Annotated in this window: 13 protein-coding genes; 9 read left to right on the forward strand and 4 right to left on the reverse strand. The window is 62.0% G+C overall.

Going from position 1 to position 20,798, the window contains the following annotated elements; all coding sequences use genetic code 11:
- The first annotated feature begins 123 nt into the window (after positions 1–123).
- From urtE to ureC, 7 genes are all read left to right on the forward strand, one after another.
- Complete coding sequence (urtE, locus tag HX801_RS18300) at positions 124–822, forward strand: urea ABC transporter ATP-binding subunit UrtE (protein WP_003217380.1); 699 nt, start codon at positions 124–126, stop codon at positions 820–822.
- Between the two features lie 30 nt (positions 823–852).
- On the forward strand, positions 853–1,692 hold the full coding sequence (locus HX801_RS18305; protein ID WP_177022483.1) for an urease accessory protein UreD: 840 nt from the start codon (positions 853–855) through the stop codon (positions 1,690–1,692).
- Positions 1,693–1,840: 148 nt separating this feature from the next.
- On the forward strand, positions 1,841–2,143 hold the full coding sequence (gene ureA, locus HX801_RS18310; RefSeq protein ID WP_003217383.1) for an urease subunit gamma: 303 nt from the start codon (positions 1,841–1,843) through the stop codon (positions 2,141–2,143).
- A gap of 9 nt (positions 2,144–2,152) precedes the next feature.
- Positions 2,153–2,674 carry a GNAT family N-acetyltransferase gene (locus HX801_RS18315; RefSeq protein ID WP_177022484.1) on the forward strand — a complete coding sequence of 174 codons (522 nt, stop codon included), beginning with the start codon at positions 2,153–2,155 and terminating at the stop codon, positions 2,672–2,674.
- A 5-nt stretch (positions 2,675–2,679) separates the two neighbouring features.
- Entirely contained in the window at positions 2,680–3,210 is a 531-nt protein-coding gene (locus tag HX801_RS18320) for a GNAT family N-acetyltransferase (protein WP_177036419.1), read from the forward strand.
- Complete coding sequence (locus tag HX801_RS18325; protein WP_003217389.1) at positions 3,207–3,515, forward strand: urease subunit beta; 309 nt, start codon at positions 3,207–3,209, stop codon at positions 3,513–3,515. The genes HX801_RS18320 and HX801_RS18325 overlap by 4 nt, the downstream gene beginning before the upstream one ends.
- A gap of 128 nt (positions 3,516–3,643) precedes the next feature.
- Complete coding sequence (gene ureC, locus HX801_RS18330; RefSeq protein WP_003217391.1) at positions 3,644–5,344, forward strand: urease subunit alpha; 1,701 nt, start codon at positions 3,644–3,646, stop codon at positions 5,342–5,344.
- On the opposite strand, the gene HX801_RS18335 is transcribed toward ureC, so the two are convergent.
- The gene (locus HX801_RS18335; RefSeq protein WP_177022485.1) at positions 5,341–10,500 is read right to left on the reverse strand and encodes a dermonecrotic toxin domain-containing protein; all 5,160 of its coding nucleotides are present in this window, start codon (positions 10,498–10,500) and stop codon (positions 5,341–5,343) included. The genes ureC and HX801_RS18335 overlap by 4 nt on opposite strands.
- Before the next feature lie 285 nt (positions 10,501–10,785).
- On the opposite strand from HX801_RS18335, the gene HX801_RS18340 reads away from it, so the two are divergent.
- Complete coding sequence (locus HX801_RS18340) at positions 10,786–16,701, forward strand: NEL-type E3 ubiquitin ligase domain-containing protein (protein ID WP_177022486.1); 5,916 nt, start codon at positions 10,786–10,788, stop codon at positions 16,699–16,701.
- A 5-nt stretch (positions 16,702–16,706) separates the two neighbouring features.
- Here the strand turns inward: HX801_RS18340 and HX801_RS18345 are convergent, their stop codons facing one another.
- Together HX801_RS18345 and HX801_RS18350 are read right to left on the reverse strand one after the other, a co-directional pair.
- Positions 16,707–17,015 (reverse strand): chaperone modulator CbpM, encoded by a 309-nt coding sequence (locus HX801_RS18345; RefSeq protein ID WP_003217397.1) that lies wholly within the window; start codon positions 17,013–17,015, stop codon positions 16,707–16,709.
- A gap of 2 nt (positions 17,016–17,017) precedes the next feature.
- A complete protein-coding gene (locus HX801_RS18350; protein WP_003217399.1) occupies positions 17,018–17,965 on the reverse strand; it encodes a DnaJ C-terminal domain-containing protein in 948 nt (315 codons plus the stop codon).
- Between the two features lie 288 nt (positions 17,966–18,253).
- Here HX801_RS18350 and HX801_RS18355 point away from each other — a divergent pair, with 288 nt between their 5' ends.
- Complete coding sequence (locus HX801_RS18355; protein ID WP_003217400.1) at positions 18,254–19,522, forward strand: Hsp70 family protein; 1,269 nt, start codon at positions 18,254–18,256, stop codon at positions 19,520–19,522.
- 134 nt (positions 19,523–19,656) lie between these two features.
- Here the strand turns inward: HX801_RS18355 and HX801_RS18360 are convergent, their stop codons facing one another.
- Complete coding sequence (locus HX801_RS18360; protein ID WP_003217402.1) at positions 19,657–20,670, reverse strand: AI-2E family transporter; 1,014 nt, start codon at positions 20,668–20,670, stop codon at positions 19,657–19,659.
- Positions 20,671–20,798 lie beyond the last annotated feature (128 nt).

A 20,798-nucleotide genomic window follows, 5' to 3' on the forward strand; every position in this document is an offset into this window, starting at 1 on the left:
GATCGTTCCCACGCTCCGCGTGGGAATGCATCCGGTGACGCTCTGCGTCACACGGCGGACGCGGAGCGTCCATTGCGGCATTCCCACGCAGAGCGTGGGAACGATCATTAAGGGGAACTGAACATGCTGCAAGTCGACAAGCTGCACCAGTACTACGGCGGTAGCCACATCCTGCGCGGGCTTTCCTTTGAGGTAAAAGTCGGCGAAGTCACCTGCCTGCTGGGCCGCAACGGCGTGGGCAAGACCACCTTGCTCAAGTGCCTGATGGGTTTGCTGCCGGCCAAGGAAGGTGCGGTGAACTGGGAAGGCCGCGCCATTACCGGCTTCAAGCCGCACCAGCGGGTGCACGCCGGTATCGCTTACGTGCCCCAGGGCCGGGAGATTTTTGGCCGCCTGACAGTGGAAGAAAACCTGCTGATGGGCCTGTCACGCTTCCCCGGCTCCGAAGCCAAGGAAGTGCCCGCCTTCATCTACGAGCTGTTCCCGGTGCTGCTGCAAATGAAGCAACGCCGGGGTGGTGACTTGTCCGGCGGCCAGCAACAGCAGCTGGCTATCGGTCGGGCCCTGGCCAGCCGCCCGCGCCTGCTGATCCTCGATGAACCCACCGAAGGCATCCAGCCGTCGGTGATCAAGGAGATCGGCGCGGTGATCAAGAAGCTCGCGGCACGCGGCGACATGGCGATTCTGCTGGTGGAGCAGTTCTATGATTTTGCCGCGGAACTGGCCGACCAGTACCTGGTGATGTCCCGGGGCGAAATCGTCCAGCAGGGGCGTGGAGAAAATATGGAAAGCGAGGGTGTGCGCGGGCTCGTTACGATCTAATCTGTAGCGTCCTAACGATAAGCACTGACCATGACCCTACCTGCCCCCACCGCGCTGTTCACCCCAAGTTGGCACGCCAAGCTGGAACTCGGCTACGCGCGTTTCGGCGACACCACGCGCCCAGTGATGCGCCGCCACCTCGGCCCGCTGCGGGTGCAAAAGCATCTGTACGCCGAAGGCCCCGAGGTGTGCCAGCACATCATCGTGCACCCGCCGGGCGGGATTGCCGGCGGTGATCGTCTCGATATCAGCGCCCATGTCGCCGAAGGTGCGTGGGCGCAACTGACCAGCCCCGGCGCGGCCAAGTGGTACCGCGCCGGCGGGCCGGCGTATCAGAAACTGGAGCTGACGGTTGAGGCGGGCGCGACGCTGGAATGGCTGCCGCAGGAGACCATCGTGTTCAGCGCCGCCCAGGCCGAACTCACCACCCGCATCGACCTGCAAGGCGATGCCCGGCTGTTTTACTGGGACGTGGTCGCCCTCGGGCGCCCCGCCAGCGGCGAGCGTTTCGACCTCGGGCACTTCCAGTCGCACCTGGATATCCGCCGCGACGGCCAGTTGATTTGGCATGAGCGCCAGCGCATTGTGGGCGCCGACGGTTTGCTCGACTCACCCATCGGGCTGGACGGGCAACCGGTGTTTGCGACCTTGCTGGTGACCGGCGAATTCGACCCTGAACTGCTCGAGCAATGTCGCTCCCTGCCCCACCCGGTACGCGGCGACCTGACCCAATTGCCCGGCCTGCTGGTGGCCCGCTGCCTGGCCAGTGAAGCGCTGCTGGCGCGAGCCTGGCTGATCGCACTGTGGCGCCTGCTGCGCCCGGCCGTGCTGGGCCGCGAGGCTGTATCACCGAGAATCTGGAGCACATGAAGATTAAAAATGTGGGAGCGGGCTTGCTCGCGAATGCAGTGGGTCAGGCAAAGATGCATTCACTGACACACCGCATTCGCGAGCAAGCCCGCTCCCACATTGGATCTCCGGTGTTTTTACGAATGTATTTCATAGTGGACCTTGAACGATGGACCTGACCCCACGGGAAAAAGACAAACTGCTGATCTTCACCGCCGGCCTGGTAGCCGAGCGACGGTTGGCGCGCGGTGTGAAGCTCAACTACCCGGAAACCATCGCCTACATCTCCGCCGCGCTGATGGAAGGCGCCCGCGATGGCCGCACCGTCGCCGAGCTGATGCACTTCGGCACCACCCTGCTCACCCGCGAACAGGTGATGGAAGGCATCCCGGAAATGATCCCGGACATCCAGGTGGAAGCCACCTTCCCCGACGGCACCAAGCTGGTCACCGTCCACCAACCCATCGCCTGAGGCCCGACCATGTCCTTTTTGATTCGTGATGCGGTGCACGCCGATTTGCCAGGGATTCGCGATATCTACAACGACGCGGTGCTCAACACCACGGCGATCTGGAACGAACAACCGGTAGACCTGGGCAACCGCCAGGCCTGGTTCAGCGCTCGTCAGTCGCAGTTTTATCCGGTCCTGGTGGCCGTCGAAGACGAGCAGGTCATCGGCTATGCCTCGTTCGGTGACTGGCGGCCCTTTGAGGGCTTTCGCCACACCGTCGAACACTCGGTGTACGTGCGCAACGACCAGCGCGGCAAAGGCCTCGGCCCACAGTTGATGCAGGTGCTGATCGAGCGGGCGAAAACCTGCGACAAACACGTGATGGTCGCCGCCATCGAAAGCGGCAACCAGGCCTCGATCCGCCTGCATGAGCGCCTGGGTTTCATCACCACCGGGCAGATGCCCCAGGTCGGCACCAAGTTCGGGCGCTGGCTGGACCTGACCTTCATGCAACTGACGCTCAACCCAGGCGCTATGCCGCCCAAGGAGTGACACTGATGAACGCCCAACTGCGTCGAGTCAATGCCGAAAGTTTTGCCCATTACCGCCCGGGTTTGATTGAGCTGTTGCTGGACGCCGTGAAGCACGGCGCATCGGTGGGTTTCATGGCCGACTTCGATGAAGCCCAGGCCGGCACTTATCTCAACGGCGTGCAGGCCAGTCTTAACGATGGCAGCCTGCTGCTGTGGGTGGTGGTGCGTGATGAACACGTCATCGCCAGCGTGCAATTGGCGCTGTGCATGAAAGCCAACGGCCTGAACCGCGCCGAAGTGCAGAAGCTGCTGGTGCACAGCGAGGCCCGGCGCCGTGGCCTTGGCCAGCAACTGATGAACGCCCTGGAACTGAGCGCCCGCCAGTACAAACGCGGGCTGCTGTACCTGGACACCGAAGCCGGCTCCGGCGCCGAAGCCTTCTACCAGTCGCTGCGTTATACCAAGATCGGTGAATTGCCCAACTACTGCCAAAGCCCGGACGGGCGCTACACCCCGACCGCCATCTACTTCAAGACCCTGGGGCAACCTGCATGATTCCTGGCGAATTTCAGATCCAGCCTGGCGACATCGAACTCAACGTGGGCCGGCGCACCGCCACCCTGAGCGTAGCCAACAGCGGCGACCGGCCGATCCAGGTTGGTTCCCACTATCACTTTTTCGAGACCAACGACGCACTGACGTTCGACCGTGCCGCCAGCCGTGGCATGCGCCTGAACATCCCGGCCGGCACCGCCGTGCGCTTTGAGCCAGGGCAGAGTCGTGAAGTGGAACTGGTTGAGCTGAGTGGCAAACGCCGGGTGTTCGGGTTTGCCGGGCGCATCATGGGCGACCTGGATTAATGATCGTTCCCACGCTCTGCGTGGGCATGCATCCTGTGACGCTCCGCGTCACGACCTTCAAGAGCGGACGCAGAGCGTCCAGGGCGACATTCCCACGCAGAGCGTGGGAACGATCAGGAACTAAACACATGAAGATTTCCAGACAAGCCTACGCCGACATGTACGGCCCCACCGTGGGTGACAAGGTCCGCCTGGCCGACACCGAGCTGTTCGTCGAAGTCGAACAGGACTTCACCGTCTACGGCGAAGAAGTGAAGTTCGGCGGCGGCAAGGTGATCCGTGATGGCCAGGGCCAGAGCCAACTGCTCGCCCATGAGGTGGTCGACACCCTGATCACCAACGCGCTGATCATCGACCACTGGGGCATCGTCAAGGCTGACGTCGGCCTGAAAAACGGCCGCATCGCTGCCATCGGCAAGGCCGGCAACCCGGACATCCAGCCCGGCGTGACCATCTGCGTCGGCGCCAGCACCGAAGTGATTGCCGGTGAGGGCATGATCCTCACCGCCGGCGGCATCGACACCCACATCCACTTCATTTGCCCACAGCAAATCGAAGAAGCACTGACCAGCGGCGTCACCACCATGATCGGCGGCGGCACCGGGCCGGCCACCGGCACCAACGCCACCACCTGCACCTCCGGCCCATGGCACCTGGCGCGCATGCTCCAGGCCTCCGACTCGTTCCCGATGAACATCGGCTTCACCGGCAAGGGCAACGCCAGCCTGCCGGAGCCGTTGATCGAACAAGTGAAGGCCGGTGCCATTGGCTTGAAGCTGCACGAGGACTGGGGCACCACGCCGGCGAGCATCGACAACTGCCTGAGCGTCGCCGACGAGTACGACGTACAGGTGGCGATCCACAGCGACACCCTCAACGAATCCGGCTTTGTCGAAACCACCCTCGCCGCCTTCAAGGGCCGCACCATCCACACCTACCACACCGAAGGTGCCGGTGGCGGTCACGCGCCAGACATCATCAAGGCCTGTGGCTTCCCCAACGTGCTGCCCAGCTCCACCAACCCGACCCGGCCGTTCACCCGCAACACCATCGACGAACACCTGGACATGTTGATGGTGTGCCATCACCTGGACCCGAGCATTGCCGAAGACGTGGCCTTTGCCGAAAGCCGCATCCGCCGCGAAACGATTGCCGCCGAAGACATCCTTCATGACCTCGGCGCTTTCTCGATGATCAGCTCCGACAGCCAGGCCATGGGGCGGGTTGGCGAGGTGATCACACGTACCTGGCAGACCGCCGACAAGATGAAAAAACAGCGCGGGCGATTGCCTGGCGACGGCGAAGGCAATGACAACTTCCGCGCCAAACGCTACATCGCCAAGTACACCATCAACCCGGCGATTACCCACGGCATCAGCCACGAAGTGGGCTCGATTGAAGTGGGCAAGTGGGCCGACCTGGTGCTGTGGCGCCCGGCGTTTTTCGGGATCAAGCCGACGCTGATTCTCAAGGGCGGCGCGATTGCCTCAAGCCTCATGGGCGACGCCAACGCCTCGATCCCGACGCCGCAACCGGTGCACTACCGCCCGATGTTCGCCAGCTTCGGCAGCTCGCTGCACGCCACCAGCCTGACCTTTATCAGCCAGGCGGCGTTGGCGGCAGGCCTGCCGGAGCAGTTGGGGTTGAAGAAGCAGATCGCCGTGGTCAAGGGTTGCCGCGCGGTGCAGAAAACCGACTTGATCCACAACGATTACCTGCCGGATATCGAGGTTGACCCGCAGACCTACCAGGTCAAGGCCGATGGAGTATTGCTGTGGTGTGAGCCTGCGGATGTGTTGCCGATGGCGCAGCGGTACTTCTTGTTCTAAGCCCCAAATACGGCACTGATCGCCTGGTCGGTCAGTGTCGTGTTCAATGAGTTGAGTTCGCTGGTGATGCTGGCAAGCGAAGTGTCGTATTCAGCCCGACTCATGACGGTTCCCGGCAGGCTGTTACCGCGCGGCCGACCGAGGATATCGGCGGTCCTGGCGATGGTGTCGCTCAGGTCCTTCTTGGCCTCGGCAGACAAGCCGCCATCCCTGGCCCATTGCGCTTGCGCGTCCTCGTAGTCGAGCAACGCGTCAGATTTCCGGAAGATTCTCAAGTATTCCACCTTGTGGGCCCGCTCCAGAAACTCCTTCCACATCGGCTGCTCGATCAGGTTCTTGCGCAACTGCTCACCCTGGTCCAGCGCTGTCACCTGCTCGTACGCCGCCTCTACCATGGCCGGCGTCACATACTCTTCGCGGTACAGCATGGTTCTGGCCTGCCACGGCAAGTCCAGGCGAGAGGATAGCTGGGAGGTGTAAGCCAGGTAGATCTCGACCTCATCAATAGGCGGGATCTCATTGCCTGCGTTGTCGTAATGAGAGACCAACATGCCCTCCTGGTCATACTCCGTATACCTGGCGCCTTGACTGATCAATTGTGCCACGCGCGCATGAGCGATCCGCCCCAACTCCTCCAATCGCCACTTGCCCCTGGCCAACTTGAGCACGCTGCTTCTCACCGCATTCGCGTCTTCATTGGCATAGGCCGAGCGCAACAACACTTCAACCCCCATGGCATTGAACAACTGCGCCCCCGCATCCACGCAAGCCGTGGGGAACTGTGCCATGCGGAACAGCTCCTCTCGCAACTCGGCGTCTTCGCCCATGGCCTCCAGCATGCGCCATACTTTCGCAGTCAGCTCCGGCAGGTAGCGCTTGCCCTCGACTACGGCATCCCCTGATTTGGACAGGTAGCGAATTTCGTTGAAAAAAGCTTCAGAACCGAAGGCATCCTCCAGCCTTTGCCACAATTGCTGCTTGGATTCCCATTCCTCGTCGGTCAATCCCGTTTTCCAGAGTTTGCTATCGGCCCGGCCTTTGGGTGGAAGCTGACGATCCGGATCATTACCGGCTGCCTCGATATATAACCTGAAATCGCTCACGGCTTTAGTACTCAGTAGCTCTCGGGAGAGCGTCGTGCGCGCGATGATCCGGGCGTTATCAGAACCCGGCGCAAATACCGGTACGCGGATAAGCGCGTTCTCACGCAAATCCAGAATGAAATTCCGTGGGCGCGGCAGGCGAAACACGCTGGCAGGCCACTCCTCCAAATCTGTTTCAGCCAGCCACAGCTGGCGCAAATCAGGCATGCGACTCACGTCCGGCGCCAGACCCAATGGATTGCTTTCAAGCGACAGCTCCTTGAGCTGTTTCAGTTTGCCCAAGACCATGACGCTCTCCTGACTCAGGACTATTTCATTGCCTCCCAGATACAACTCGGTCAGGTGCGGCATGGCGGCAATGGCCGGCGGCAGCCGCGTCAACCGGCAGGCTTGCACGGACAAGCTGCGCAGGCTGCGAAAGTTGGAAACAAACCCGTCGACGTCGTCACTGGTCAAGGCCATGCTGCGCAGGGTCAGCTTACTGACGTGATCAAAGTCGGCCGGCAATGGCGGCAGGGTGCGCAACTGCTGGCGCAATTCGACCCCATCCCACTTGATGGCCTGGCCGAGGTATCGACCATTGCCGTCGATATCCCGCAGCCCGGTTCTGCGCCAGGCCGCCTCAATGGCCTTGACGATCCGGCCCCTGGCCCGATAAATCCGATCTGCCGCCTGGCCACTGGTCGACGCGCCTGCGCGAGCGCTAATCTGCCAGGTTCGCAACGTCTGAGTCAGGTTGCTGAATTCGCTTTCGAGTTCCTGTACCCAGGTGAGATCGAGTGGGTCGCCAAGAGGTCTCAACTCGGCAATTTCGTTGGCGGTGATGTCCGGGTACAAGTTGCGAATGCGTGCCTGCAGGCTCCGCTCAAACGCCCACCCGCCGCGCCCGCTCAAGGGGTACCCACGCCTGCCGCCCGACAACTGCGATAGCGGTTTGAAGAACGGTTGGGCGGGTTGCATCTGCAGCACCTTGCGCAAGGCACCGCGCGACAGGGCATGTTCCTGGATTTTGCCTCTTAACTCCGGCCCCTGCCCAATGCCTGGCAATCCCAGAGACTGGCGGTGGGTGTCTGGCAGGGCATGTTGCAAGGCGCCGTACAGATTGTCGACGACATGCAGGCTTTGCCCTCGTGCGTCAAACGCCTCGTAGCGTCCATCGCCCCTGTGCACCAATACCTTGCGGTGCGCGGACTCGGGTGGGCCATAGCCGGCACGCAGGCTTCCGGCCAGGGAGCCTTCGCGAACCTCAATGCGCAAGTCGTTTCGCCAGCCAGGAAGGCGCTCCAGCGTGTTGAGCGCCAGCGCTTCGGTGTCGACATTGGCCAACTCGTCCAGATAAAGCCCTTCGTACGCCCGGGCCAGACGCAGATGCCCAAGTTGCCGGCGCGCTTGCTGCGCCAGCTCCAGGGGAATCTTGCGATTGTTGACCAGGCTCGCCCGCTGCGAGGGGCTGGCACCTTCCAGCAGTTCCTCGACCATGACCGGTGGCAGGCTTTTGAAGTCGCGCGCGAACAGTTGCAGTTCGGCGCTGCCAGGCGATGACCGCCCGAGGTAAAGGCTGTCGAACACCCGCCGCAGGGACTGTTTGGCATAGATCCCCAGCCGTTCCTGCAACGCCTGGCTACGCAGCGCGGCCCCGTAAGGCATGTGTTGGCCGAGCAGGTTTTTAAGCTGCTCCTCGGGCAAACTCTCGACGATCAACGCCGGCAGCTTGCCGCCGAACAGGTCTATGCGGCTGATGCTGATCAGTTCCGTCCCGGGCGCATGAGGTTGGCCATACAGGGCAGCCGTCCTGCTGGTGCCCTGGCCGTCAAATACTTCGATGGTCCTGCCGGGCGGCCAGCCGGTCATTTCCACCATCAACGACGCGGCGTAGCTACCCAGGTCCATCGACATCGACCCCGCAAGGATCTGCCCACTCAAGCTTTCGGCACGCCCGTAAGCCCGCATGCGCACCGCCGTGTCGAGTGTGATTGCCGGCGTCGGCTCGCTTTCCACGTACAGCCGGCGCAGCACGCTTTCATCGGTGTCACTGATCTTGCGCACCTGCTCCAACTGCGTATCGCTCAGGCCTTCCATTACATGGCTCAGTCGCCGCATCAGCGGAGCACCTTGCCACGTCAGGGGCTCATCGGCCTCATGGGTCCAGGCGCCAGAACCGTTGTTGACGATCTGAGGCTCATACGCCTCGGGCCTGCTGGGGTGCTGGACCCGGTACACGCCCGGTTCGTCTTGCGCGGTCACGGCGTAGCGATTGCCGTCCACCGACACGACCTGGCGCCCATTGACGGTATGTAGTCCCGCCTGGTCGGGAACCGAGCCTGCCGGCAGTCGGATGTCCTGCGCATAGGGCGCAAGGTCCGGCTTCCACAAGCGGGCCTTGCCCGACGGCAGCCTGACCGCCTTGAGTCCTTCGATAAACGGCGACAGGCTGATATGCAACGCAGCGCCGCCCACCGCCAGTTGCGCGAGATTTTCCAGCACGTCAGCGATATGCGCCCAGCCGGCCTCGCGGTCACCCTGGCCGAGTTCAACCACGCCCTCCAGCACTTCGTACAGCAGTTGCCCGGCCGTGACCACCGCCATCAGTGCACCCAAGGGCGGAATGAACATCGACACCAGGTTCAAGGTGAACAGGCCGATGTTCATCAGATGCGCCATCCGCCGGTCGTGGCCAGCCGCGTCGGTGTGAGCGGTGGGTATCGCCATGCTCAACCCATCGTCGAGTGCGCGCTTGCGCATGTCGGCGTACAGCTCGTCCCAAGGGTCGACGTCGATCCACAGCCCCTTGATCGGGTGGGCGTTGAGGTTCAGGTTTGGCTGGTCCTGCGGCGTGCGGCTGATATGTCGCGGGGACTTTATGACGGCGTTGATCGCCTGGAGTTCGGTAAGGGATTTTCTTGCGTAGTACTGTCGCCACGCTGGATCAGGGCCCAGGGCCACGCGCCTTTGCGGTTCATCGACGCGTTTCTCGGTGAACCGCCCGTAGTAGTAAGCCAGGTATTTTTTCCCGATGAACCGTGAGAAAAACTGTTGGTGGGCCGTGACCTGAACCCCCCTGCTGTCCCAATAGTCCTCTGGCCTGTAAGCGGTCAGCTCACGGGTCGTTTCCTCTGCATAGTCGGCAAAGGTTTTGTAGCGCTTGATGGGGTGCTCGGGGTGGTCGGGGATGTAGACGATAAGCCAGGTGCCATACCCATGCTCCACGCTCGGGTCGATCATGAGGCAGCCGTGCATTTGCAGTTCCATGATACTGGGCCAGCGGTGCCAGACCTGCTTGCCTTCGTGCTTGATGCGTCGCTCGCCATTGGCGATGCGCAGCAGTAGCGCGTAGTCGTCGCTGCGAATATCACCTTTGAGCAACGCCACGTAGGCGGCGGCTCTGAAGGCGTCCTTTTGCCGGGTGATAAAGCGTTCACGCAGCAGGTTCCTGGACACGGTTTGCACGGGCAGCAGGTAGGTGGTGAGGTGTTCCTGGTACAGCCTGCCCAGGTCCAGGTCGCGGCATAACCGGGCGAAGGTCTCGATCGTCAGGGTCGTGGTATGGCGCTCGAAACGGCCATCCGCGCCGGGAGCGGTGATAAAGCCTGAAGCACTGTCGAAGAACCCGGCGCGGGTCTCGCGCGCTTCAAAATTGTTCAAGGCCGCTTGCAACAGGGACAAAGTCTTGGTCCGGTAGCCTGTCGCTAGTCCTTCGACCGGTACATAGAGGCGCAGATGCACCTGGTTGACGTCCAGCTCAAACCCGGCGGCCTTCAACGCGGCTTCAAGCAATGGCCGGGCGAAGGCGTTGACCTCTTGCACCTTGCCGGTCGCTTGCTCCAGTGCAGTGTGAGACTTGATGCTCGCCTCCAACAGGTTTTGCAGCGCAGCCTTCTGTGCCGGGGTGGTGGCCGCATACCAGGCGGGGATCTCTGGCTTGGCCTGCGTGATGGCTGCACGCAGGGCAGGAGATGCGCTGACCAGGCTTTCGGGGATGGCGGCTTTGATCTGTGCATAGTGACGCCCTTCGCCGCCCGGCAGGAGCGAGGTGGAGGCTTGAGGTGCTGGCATAAACGAGTACCGATAGGGAAATTAAGGCAATGACCTTAATCAGTCGCCCCCGGCACTCGGCGGTAGCTATTTGAACGGATTGCCCCCCATGGACGAACACTCAAAAAGCACTGGCAGGCTTGATGCACACGGGGGGGATTTCCATGGGGTAATTAAGTCGTCGATCCATAGGTAATCCGGGGCCGATGCGTTAACTATTGCGTGCTATCCAGCGGCTTTTCGACTTATTAATCCACAGCGGTTTTCAGTAGCCTTTTTCCTTTGCTTACCCAAAGGAATGCCCCCATGCAGGATGCCCCCTCCGTTACTCCCCTCTCATCTTCCGACGACAACAGTGCGTTCATTCGCCAGGCCATTCCGGACTGGCTGGTACAGGCGCCGGCCCACCGCATAGAAGCGTTGAAACAGGCCAGGCTCGAACAGGCGCAGTGGATGGACAGCTTGTCGCCGCTGCAGCGAAGAACCTTGAAGGGGTTCAATGAAACCAGTTTCAAATCCCAACACGCGGTGGATAAACACCTGGCCAACGTCCAGGCACTCAAGCCCTTCGCCATAGGCCTGCTCAACGGCGCGCTGAAAGAACAATTCAACCTCACCGTGGATGTCGAAGGCACCTCTCTTCGTTTGTATGAGCCGCTGAGGCTCGGCACCCTGGGGATCAAGGCCGGCGAATACAAAGTACTGGAGGTGTCGCTGGTGCAGGCTGCCCTGCATAACTTTGAAGCCAGTGAAGGTGAAGACGGCGCATTCGATCCTGCCTCCGGGTTCACCCAATACCCGGACCGGGAAGGCGCCTCTCCCAGGATCAGCCCGGCGCTGACCGTACCCGCCTTTATCAGGCTGTGCCGTACGCTGGACGTGGGTGCCCGCTACCAGGCGCACCTCAAGGAAACATTACTGCCCACCGACGAGACGGCCGCCACCCGGTTGCGCGACGCCGTGATCACCAGCCAGAAGGATGCCCTCAGGGCTGCGGCGTACCTGGCGCTGCTCAAGCAGGACATTCTCCCGGATGACTTCACCATGGTGCTCAAGGTGGTCGACGGCGAACGCAACCCGACGCTGGGCGGCAAGCCGGTGTGGTTCAGTTGCCTGAGCGTGATGGACCGCGCGCTCATGGGGAGCGTGGTGTTTACACCGGTGGAAAAATATCGCTATGCCACCGACTTCATCGTCTACCTGCCCCACGATCCGGAGCACCCGCTCAAGCGCTACAACAGCCTTGATGCGCTGAAAACCGAACTGAACCGCCAGTGGGTGGCGCGCGACAAAGCGCCAAGCGAATCCGGCAATAACAACCGCCCGACGCCCACGAGCTACCAGCATTTTTTCAGCCAGTTTCTCAATGAGCATGACAAGCCGGCGTTCTTCAACCGGTTTACCGAACCCGCTGCGGACTCCACCGCCGCCGTCGACGCGGTAGCGCGTTCGCCGGTGACCCAGACGATGCTGCAACTGGCCTTCCCGGTATTGACTACGACGGTCATGCCCCAGTCGCTTCCGCCCCCGAAAGCCGGCTGCAGGGTGGTGAAGACGGGCGCTCCCGACCTGTACCTGATGGTGGTCTCAAGACAGGGCCTGTGGGCTGACAACGTCGACCTTTGGGCCAACCTGTTTGAGCATGGCCGCGACAAGGCCCTCGGCGATGCGCGCGACCAGGCAGTGCCCACCGCCGATGTCGACGCCCGGGTGCGCGGGCAAAAAATCGCCCGTTGGCTGGAGGCCGGCGCTACCGTGCTCGGCCTGGGACTGGCGTTCGTCCCGGTGCTCGGCGAAATCATGCTGGCCGCCATGGCGGGCCAATTGCTCTACGAAACCTTCGAAGGCGTGATCGACTGGGGCGAAGGCGACCGTGACACGGCCAAGGCTCACTGGTTCGACGTCGCGCAAAACCTGGCCGCCATGGCGCTGCTGGCCGGCGCAGGGAAAGGCCTGCAAAAGCTCGCTGCACCGCCTACACCCGCGTTGGTACAAGGGCTCAAGCCGGTGCGTTTGCCAGGTGGCGAGCTACGGCTGTGGAAGCCCGACCTGGCCCCTTATCGCAGCCCCGTCGTATTGCCCAAGGACGCCGCGTTTGACGACCTGGGCTTGCACAGCCACGACCAGCAGCCGCTGCTGCCCCTCGACGATCAACTGTATGCCGTCAAACCCGAGCCCGACGGCGACACCTATCGCATACAACACCCCACACGCTCCGACGCTTATGCCCCGCAGGTGGCGCATAACGGCGCAGGTGCCTGGCTGCATGAAGGCGAAGAACCGCTGACCTGGGACGGCCCGGCGCTGATGCGCCGCCTGGGTTATCGCACACGGGGCTTGAGCGACGCACAACTGGAACAGGCACGCCTGGCCAGTGGCACTCGCGCCGATCAACTGCGCCAACTGCATGTGGACCTGCAACCGCCGCCCGCCCTGTTGAGTGACAGCCTGGCGCGCTTTGGCATCCATCAGCGGATCGAGACGTTTATCGAGAAGATGGGCAGTGACGACCCGCTGGATTATGCGCTGGCCGACCCGGCGATCACCGAGCGCGTGGTGGCGCACCGAGGCTTGACCTATCCGGCGGTCCTCGACCCGACTCCCCGGGTGCTGGACGAACAGACGATGCTGTGGCGCCGCGAAGTTGCCCAGGCTGCCCGGGACAGTCGGACCTCGCTGTTCGACGCAGATTACCGCGCCCATAACCTGACTCGCTCGCCCCCGGTACAGCAGCTCATGGACAGGTTTTCCGGCCTGCCGGCGGAGGTTGCCAGGCAGTTGCTGGAAACCGCCATGGACGCGGATTTAACTGCGCTGAGTGGCCATCAGCAGTTGTCACCAAGGCTCACCGCCCTGGCGCGCGAAAGCCAGCAGCAAGTACGCATTGCGCGGGCCTATGAAGGCTTGTTCCTCGACACCCTGCAGAGCCAGGACAGCCTGCGCTTGGCCCTGCATACCCTGCCCAGCTTGCCGGGTTGGGACCCGAGCCTGCGGGTGGAAATCCGCTTGGGCAGCGAACAGGGGCCACTGATCGACGCCGTCGGTCCAGAGGCCGACGCACCGCCGCTGATGCTGGCGATGGGTGAAGACGGAGCGTTCGGCGCCACCGACCTGTATGGCGCCGTTCTGGCACGTCTTGAACAGGGCCAGCGTCGAGCACTTGGCGAAGCCGCACGGGACGCCGGCACCTTGAAGCAACGGGTGCGGCAAACGCCATTGGCCCGGGACGAGCTGCGCTCGGTGCTGCTGGAATACCCGCTGCTGCGCAAACCCTTGGCAGGAGACCTGCGCCTGCGGGGCGGCTCCCCGCTGCACAAACTTACTCAATTGCGCAGCACCCATACGCGGGTGCGCAAGCTGTATCCTGGGTTCAGCGACGAGCAGGCCACAGCCTTCATCGAGACCCTCGGGAGCGATGTGCGCACTGAATTGACGCGCCGGGAAGACCAATACGCCGCCCTCAAACGCGCACTCAAGGACTGGGTGAAACGCAGTGCCCGAGAAGATACGAGCCGGCGTCCATTTGAGGTAAACCCGGGAGGCCGGGAGCAGTCAGTGGCCGATGCGTTAAGAGACTGCTGGCGCCGACAGACCGTGGACCGTGCCGGGGGATACACCGGGCGCCGACTGGAAATCAGCGCCCAGGTGAACCTGCCCAAACTCAACGCCGATTTTGCCCATGTCGAGGAGTTGGTTCTCGACTACGTGAGCTTCACCGACGGCCCCGGGCAGTTCCTTGGCAACTTCCCCAATCTGAAACGTTTGACCCTCAAACAAGTCGGCGGTATCGGACGCCATACGCTGACCGAACTGCCCGAAGCAATCACGGCCATGAAGGCGCTGACGCACCTGGACCTGTCGAAAAATGCCATCCGCCTGAGCGAAATCAGCGCCGGCCAACTGGCCGGCCTGAGCCGCCTGGAAGAACTGTGCCTGAACGACAACCCCTTGGGCACCCTGCCGGATTTCAGCCCGCTGCTACGACTGCGCAAGCTGGAGCTGCGTGACACCCGGATCAATCAGTGGCCCACAGGCCTGCTGGAACTGCCGGAGCTGAGAGAAGTCGACCTGTCCGGCAATCACCTGAGCGCGGTGCCCGACAGCCTGCTCAACCCAGCCCCCGAAAACGTGGAAGCCAGCATCCGTCTCAACCGCATGACCCGCCTGCGTGACAACCCATTCACCCCGCAAGCCAATCAGCAGATGCGGGCGTACATCGCTCGCCTGGCACAAACTCGCCCGGGCTGGCGCAACGGCGGCCAGCCTGGCGCCTTCGAAGTACCCTTGAGCCACACCGACGAAATGCGGCGGATAAGGGACCTGTTTCCCGGCTACAGCGAGGAGGAAAACGAGCAATTCGTATTGCACGCAGGCGACGGGGCGCCGGCTGAACTGACGCGCCTGGAAGGCGAGTGGCAAACCTTGAGCACCCAACTGAACGCCTGGGCCACACAACGGTTCCTGGTGGCTGCCGACAGCGAAAACCTGCGTGCAGGGGATGCCAACCATCGCCAGCAATTCGCTCGAGACCTCAAGGCGTGCTGGCGGCGCATGACTCCCAAAGTGCTGGCCCAAGATGGTTCTCCCGCCGGCTACACCCTTGAAGCACTCGGCTTGAGAGTCGGCGACTTGCCTGCGCTGGAAGCAGATTTCAGCCACATTGGGTCAATCAAGCTTCAGGACATGCAATCCGTATACGGCCTGGATGAGTTTCTCGGCCACTTCAGTCACACCCGTTGGCTCGACCTGTCGTACGGAGAGTTGCGTTCAATCCCGCCCAGCGTTGCCCGGATGACTCGGCTTACCCGCCTGGACCTCAGGAGCAACCAACTTTCCCTGAGCGAGGCCGACGTGGACCTGCTGGAGGGGCTCACCTCACTCAAGATCATCAATCTGAGCCGCAACCCCCTGGCGCGTACCCCCAACTTCGCAACCCTGCCGAACCTGCGTAGGGTGAATTTGAAAAACACCGGGATCACCGAGTGGCCGCAGGGCTTGGGGCCACATCAGGCGTTGGACATCGTTAACCTGGCGCAGAACCGCATCACGCAGTTGCCCGAGTCCCTGGTCAACCCGCTGCCCGAGGAGGCCGAGGCATTCATCTACGTCAACAACGTCACCTTTATCGACGGCAACCCGCTGAGCACCGAAGCCCGCAGGCAGTTGGTCGAGTATTGGAGCAATGCAACCTTGCTCCACCGCGAGGCAGCAGCGGGCCGGCAGCCCGGCGCGATGCGTTATCGGGCGCCACAGCCCGCTACAGTCGAGGTTCACGCGCCTCAAGAACAGATCGTGGACGACACACCGGAGCCGGCATACCAGCACTGGATGGATGGTCTGTCACCCGAGGAAATCGACGTACGACGCAGCCTGTGGGAGTCGATTGCCGAGAAACCCAGTTCGCAGATCTTCCTCGACATCCTCGACAACCTCAAAGAATCGGCGGAGTACCGCAGCCGCTATACCGACCTGCAATCGCGCCTGTGGCAATTACTCTATGCGGCCCGGGACGATGGCTTGCGTGAAGAGCTGTTCAACCTGGCGGGTGACCCGCGCTGCGGCGATCGGTCGGCCCTGGTGTTCAGTGACATGGAGACCAAGGTGCTGACGTGGCAAGCCACGCGCTATGCCGCCGATGGCGAGGCGGGACCGGCACTCTACACGTTGGCCAAAGGTCTTTTTCGCCTGGACGAGGTGGAAAAATTAGCCAGCGCAGACATTCGGGTTCGAGAAGGCATGATTCGCACGTCGACCATGACCCCTGAACAAAAAGTCGCCGCCCTGGAAAAACTGGAAGATATTGAAATTCGCCTGGCCTATCGCATGGGCCTGGCCCGCCGCCTCGGCCTGCCCGGTCAGCCCAACGATGCCCGCTACCTCGCAACGGGACAGGTAGCGCCGCAGATCCTGAATAATGCCGCCATCACAATAGAAAAACTGGACAACTCCAAGAAGCTCGTACAGTCGCTGCTGGGCCGCGAATTCTGGCAGGCCTTTATTCGCAACCATTATGACGATGAGTTCAGAGTCCTGAGGGAGCCCCATGACGTGCGCTTGAATGCGTTATCCGAGGAACACGATGCGGGCGCCCTCAGTGATGAGGCATACGCAACCCAGGCTGAAAATGTGCAACTGCAACTGGCCGTGGACGAGGGGCAGCTGGTTCGCTCGCTGACCCTGCGCGACTGGGTGCCGTGCAAGGCGCGCTGCAGCATCACCTGATGGATTCAGGGCGTTTGTACCAACCGCCCCAGCCGTTGCTTGAGCATCTGGTTCTCGGCTCGCAGTTGCTGGACTTCCTCCAGCAGGTCGAGCGCCAGGGCAACGCCTTCCCATTCCAGCTCCAGGTCCTTTTGCAGCGCCGAGGCGCGCTTGGCCAAGGCCAGTTCGTAATCGGTGAAGCGCCAGGACTCGGGACTGGTCCCCACCGGTTCAACGATGCCGTGCTCGACGATTTCGATCACGTAGGCCACCGACAGGTCGGTGGCCTCACAGAATTCTGCCATGTTCACTTGAACCAAACGGGGACTGCTCATCGTTAGCTACTCCATGATTCTCTTGGATCGAAGGCGGCTTTTTGTGCCAGTTCCTGCCACAACGCCTTGACCTCGTCGTCGGTGTTTTTCGGCATCACCGCCTTGAGTTGCACAAACAGGTAACCGCGCTGCCCGGCCTTGTTCAACAAGCCATGGCCCTTGGCGCGCATGCGCTGGCCGTTCTGGCTGCCGGCCGGCACCTTGAGGTTAATCTTGCCGGTGAGGGTCGGCACCGCCACTTCCGTGCCCAACGCCAGCTCCCACGGGGCCAGCGGCAGGGTGATGATCAGGTTCTCACCTTCCACATCGAATTTAGGGTGTGGCGCGAACTTGATGATCAAGTACAGATCACCATTGGCACCACCGCCAATCCCCGGCGCGCCCTGGCCCTTGAGGCGGATGCGCTCGCCGTCGGCCACACCGGCCGGGATCTTCACGTTCAGGCTCTTGGTGGTGTTGCTGACGTGCTGGCCGGCCGCGTTGTATTGCGGCACCTGGAAGTTGACCTGCTTGGACTCGTTGGACAGGGTCTCTTCGAGGAAGACCGGCAGTTCCATTTCCACATCTTGCCCTCGACGCCCGGCACTGCGGCCCTGGGCACCACCAAAACCATTGCCGCGCGAACCGAAGATCGAGCTGAAGAAGTCCGAGAAGTCGCCGGTGTCCTGGCCACCGCCGCCATAGCCACCACGGCTCTGCCAACCTGGCGGGCCCTGGAACGGCTGGCCATGCTGGCCGTATTTGCGCAGATCGTCGTATTCGGCGCGCTTGTCGGCACTTTTCAGCGCTTCATAGGCTTCGGACGCGTCCTTGAACTTGGCTTCGGCGTCCTTTTCCTTGCTCACGTCCGGGTGATATTTGCGCGCCAGCTTGCGATAGGCGGCCTTGATCGTTTTGTCGTCGGCAGTCGGCTCGACGCCGAGAATCTTGTAATAGTCTTTGAAGTCCATCGGGAGTATCACCGTCCGTTATCGATATCGCACTGCCAGCGTCACAGCATGCGCCTGTTTGCGGCGTCTGGATTGACCGATCTCAATCTTGTGACCGAAGGGTGCGTCAGAAGTTTATCGGCGCTGCGGGCAGAATCCTGCAGCCACCAACCGTATGGGGAGGATTTGGGGGCAAACACCGGGCTTTCAAGGTAACAAGTGCGTTGTATTTAGCGGATAGTCGGCCTACGCATCTGCACGCGGGTGGCATACACTGCGCGGCCGTTTTTCAACCGGAACCCGATTGACATGAAAAACCCATCCCCAGCCCGTGCCTGCGGTATCGACTTCGGCACGTCCAACTCCACCGTCGGCTGGATTCGTCCCGGCATGGAAACGCTTATCGCGCTGGAGGACGACAAGATCACGCTGCCGTCGGTGGTGTTCTTCAACTTCGAAGAGCGCCGCCCGGTGTACGGTCGCCTGGCCCTGCACGAGTACCTGGAAAACTACGAAGGCCGGCTGATGCGCTCGCTCAAGAGCCTGCTGGGTTCCAAGCTGATCAAGCACGACACCAGTGTATTGGGCACGGCCATGCCGTTCACCGACCTGCTGGCGCTGTTTATCGGCCAACTCAAGAGCCGCGCCGAGACCACCGCCGGGCGTGAGTTCGACGAAGTGGTGCTGGGCCGTCCGGTATTTTTCGTCGACGACGACCCGATGGCCGACCAGGAAGCCGAGAACACCCTGGTGGACGTGGCCCGCAAGATCGGCTTCAAGGACATCTCGTTCCAGTACGAACCGATTGCCGCGGCCTTCGACTACGAGTCCACCATCGAGAAAGAAGAGCTGGTGCTGATTGTCGACATCGGCGGGGGTACCTCCGACTTCTCCCTGGTGCGCCTGTCGCCCGAGCGCCGCCAGATCGACAACCGCCACGACGACATCCTCGCCACCGGCGGTGTGCACATCGGCGGTACCGACTTCGACAAGCAGCTCTCGCTGGCCGGCATGATGCCGCTGTTCGGCTACGGCAGCCGCATGAAGAGCGGCGCTTATATGCCCACCAGCCACCACATGAACCTGGCGACCTGGCACACCATCAACTCGGTGTACTCGCAGAAATCCAAGCTGGCGCTGGGCAGCATGCGCTACGACATCGAGGACACGGGTGGCATCGACCGCCTGTTCAACCTGATCGAACAGCGCGCCGGGCACTGGTTGGCGATGGAAGTGGAAGAAACCAAGATTCAGCTGACCCGGCAGGACAGCCGCCATGTGCTGCTGGACCGGGTCGAGCCGGGGTTGAGCGTGGAATTGAGCCGGGCGCTGTTCGAGTCGGCCATCGATGGCTTGCTGGAGCGGGTGCGCAATGCGGTGACGCAACTGCTCAACGACGCCTCGGTGGACGTGGCCCAGGTGGACACGGTGTTCTTTACCGGGGGTTCCAGCGGGATTCCGGCGCTGCGCCACAGCATCTCGGCGATGCTGCCGAATGCGCAGCATGTGGAAGGGAACATCTTTGGCAGTATTGGCAGTGGTCTGGCGATTGAGGCCAGCAAGCGCTACGGCTACTGAGTTTTAGCTGAAACCGTGGCGCGCCCTTCGCGAGCAAGCCCGCTCCCACATTCGGCTGCATTCCAAAGTTGGAACTCGGTCAAATGTGGGAGCGGGCTTGCTCGCGAAGGGGCCAGTCCAGGCAACATCAATGCCTAAACCATCCCCGCCAGCTTCAACTCACTCTTCAAGTACGCATAATAAATCGGCCCCGCCACCACCCCCGGCAGGCCGAACGCGGCTTCGAACACCAGCATCGCCAGCAACAATTCCCACGACTTGGCACTGATCTGCCCGCCGACGATCCGCGCGTTGAGGAAGTACTCGACCTTGTGGATCACGATCAGGTAGCCCAACGCCGCCACCGCCACCCAGATCGACAGCGACAAGGCCACGATGGTGATCAGGGTGTTGGACATCAGGTTGCCGATCACCGGTAGCAGGCCCAGCAGGAACGTCAGCACGATCAACGTCTTGGTCAACGGCAGGTGGATCCCGCACAACGGCAGCACCACCGCGAGGAAGATCGCGGTGAACGCGGTGTTCAGCGCGGCGATCTTGATCTGCGCGAAAACGATGTTGCGAAAGGCCTGGACCAGCAGGTGCAGGCGATCAAACAGCGCGGCCGCCAGGGGTTTGCGCTTGGTCAGGTCCGGCACCCGTTGCAGGGCGATGATCGCCCCCAGCACCATGCCGATCAGCAAGGTCACGAACATGTGCGCGGCGTCTTTGCCCACCAGTTGCAGTTCGCTGAGGTGTTTGCTCAGCCATTCGCCGATGGCCACGCGGAACTCGGCGGCGCTGGCCGGCAGGTAGGCGTCGAGGAACGGCGGCAACTGGCCGCGGGCACGGTCGACCACGCCCATGAACTTATCGAGGGAGGCCCCCGGGTTTTCCGCTTCGTGCAGCAGGAAGCTGATGGCCCCGGCAAAGATCAGGGTCAGGATGCTGACGATCAAGGTTCCCAGCAAGGCTACCGCCAACCAGCGCGCACGCCGGCCTTCGATCAGCCGCTGCAACTGCGGGGTGAGCATGTTGACCAGCTCATACACCAGCAGCCCGGCCAGCAGGCTCGGCAGCAACTTCAATGGCAAAACCAGCAGCAGCCCGCCAAAAATCAGCACGCAACTGACCAACAACAACACGTGACGCTGAGAAAACGTTGGCATACAGCCTCAAAACGAACGGCGTTAAAGGATGGGCAGTCTGCCAGCGTTGGGTGAATCAAGCGAGAAGTCTAAACGCGGTCCAACGTGGAAGCTGGCTTGCCTGCGATGGCGGTGGGTCAGCCAACAAA

The sequence above is a fragment of the Pseudomonas sp. G1002 genome, from assembly GCF_013385455.1.
Classification (GTDB): Bacteria; Pseudomonadota; Gammaproteobacteria; order Pseudomonadales; family Pseudomonadaceae; genus Aquipseudomonas.

Coding starts and splice junctions, on each gene's coding strand:
- HX801_RS18355 (WP_003217400.1), top strand. CDS start 18,254: ATGAAAAACCCATCCCCAGCCCGTGCCTGCGGTATCGACTTCGGCACG.
- HX801_RS18315 (WP_177022484.1), top strand. CDS start 2,153: ATGTCCTTTTTGATTCGTGATGCGGTGCACGCCGATTTGCCAGGGATT.
- HX801_RS18345 (WP_003217397.1), bottom strand. CDS start 17,015: ATGAGCAGTCCCCGTTTGGTTCAAGTGAACATGGCAGAATTCTGTGAG.
- ureC (WP_003217391.1), top strand. CDS start 3,644: ATGAAGATTTCCAGACAAGCCTACGCCGACATGTACGGCCCCACCGTG.
- HX801_RS18350 (WP_003217399.1), bottom strand. CDS start 17,965: ATGGACTTCAAAGACTATTACAAGATTCTCGGCGTCGAGCCGACTGCC.
- HX801_RS18340 (WP_177022486.1), top strand. CDS start 10,786: ATGCAGGATGCCCCCTCCGTTACTCCCCTCTCATCTTCCGACGACAAC.
- ureA (WP_003217383.1), top strand. CDS start 1,841: ATGGACCTGACCCCACGGGAAAAAGACAAACTGCTGATCTTCACCGCC.
- HX801_RS18360 (WP_003217402.1), bottom strand. CDS start 20,670: ATGCCAACGTTTTCTCAGCGTCACGTGTTGTTGTTGGTCAGTTGCGTG.
- HX801_RS18335 (WP_177022485.1), bottom strand. CDS start 10,500: ATGCCAGCACCTCAAGCCTCCACCTCGCTCCTGCCGGGCGGCGAAGGG.
- HX801_RS18325 (WP_003217389.1), top strand. CDS start 3,207: ATGATTCCTGGCGAATTTCAGATCCAGCCTGGCGACATCGAACTCAAC.
- urtE (WP_003217380.1), top strand. CDS start 124: ATGCTGCAAGTCGACAAGCTGCACCAGTACTACGGCGGTAGCCACATC.
- HX801_RS18305 (WP_177022483.1), top strand. CDS start 853: ATGACCCTACCTGCCCCCACCGCGCTGTTCACCCCAAGTTGGCACGCC.
- HX801_RS18320 (WP_177036419.1), top strand. CDS start 2,680: ATGAACGCCCAACTGCGTCGAGTCAATGCCGAAAGTTTTGCCCATTAC.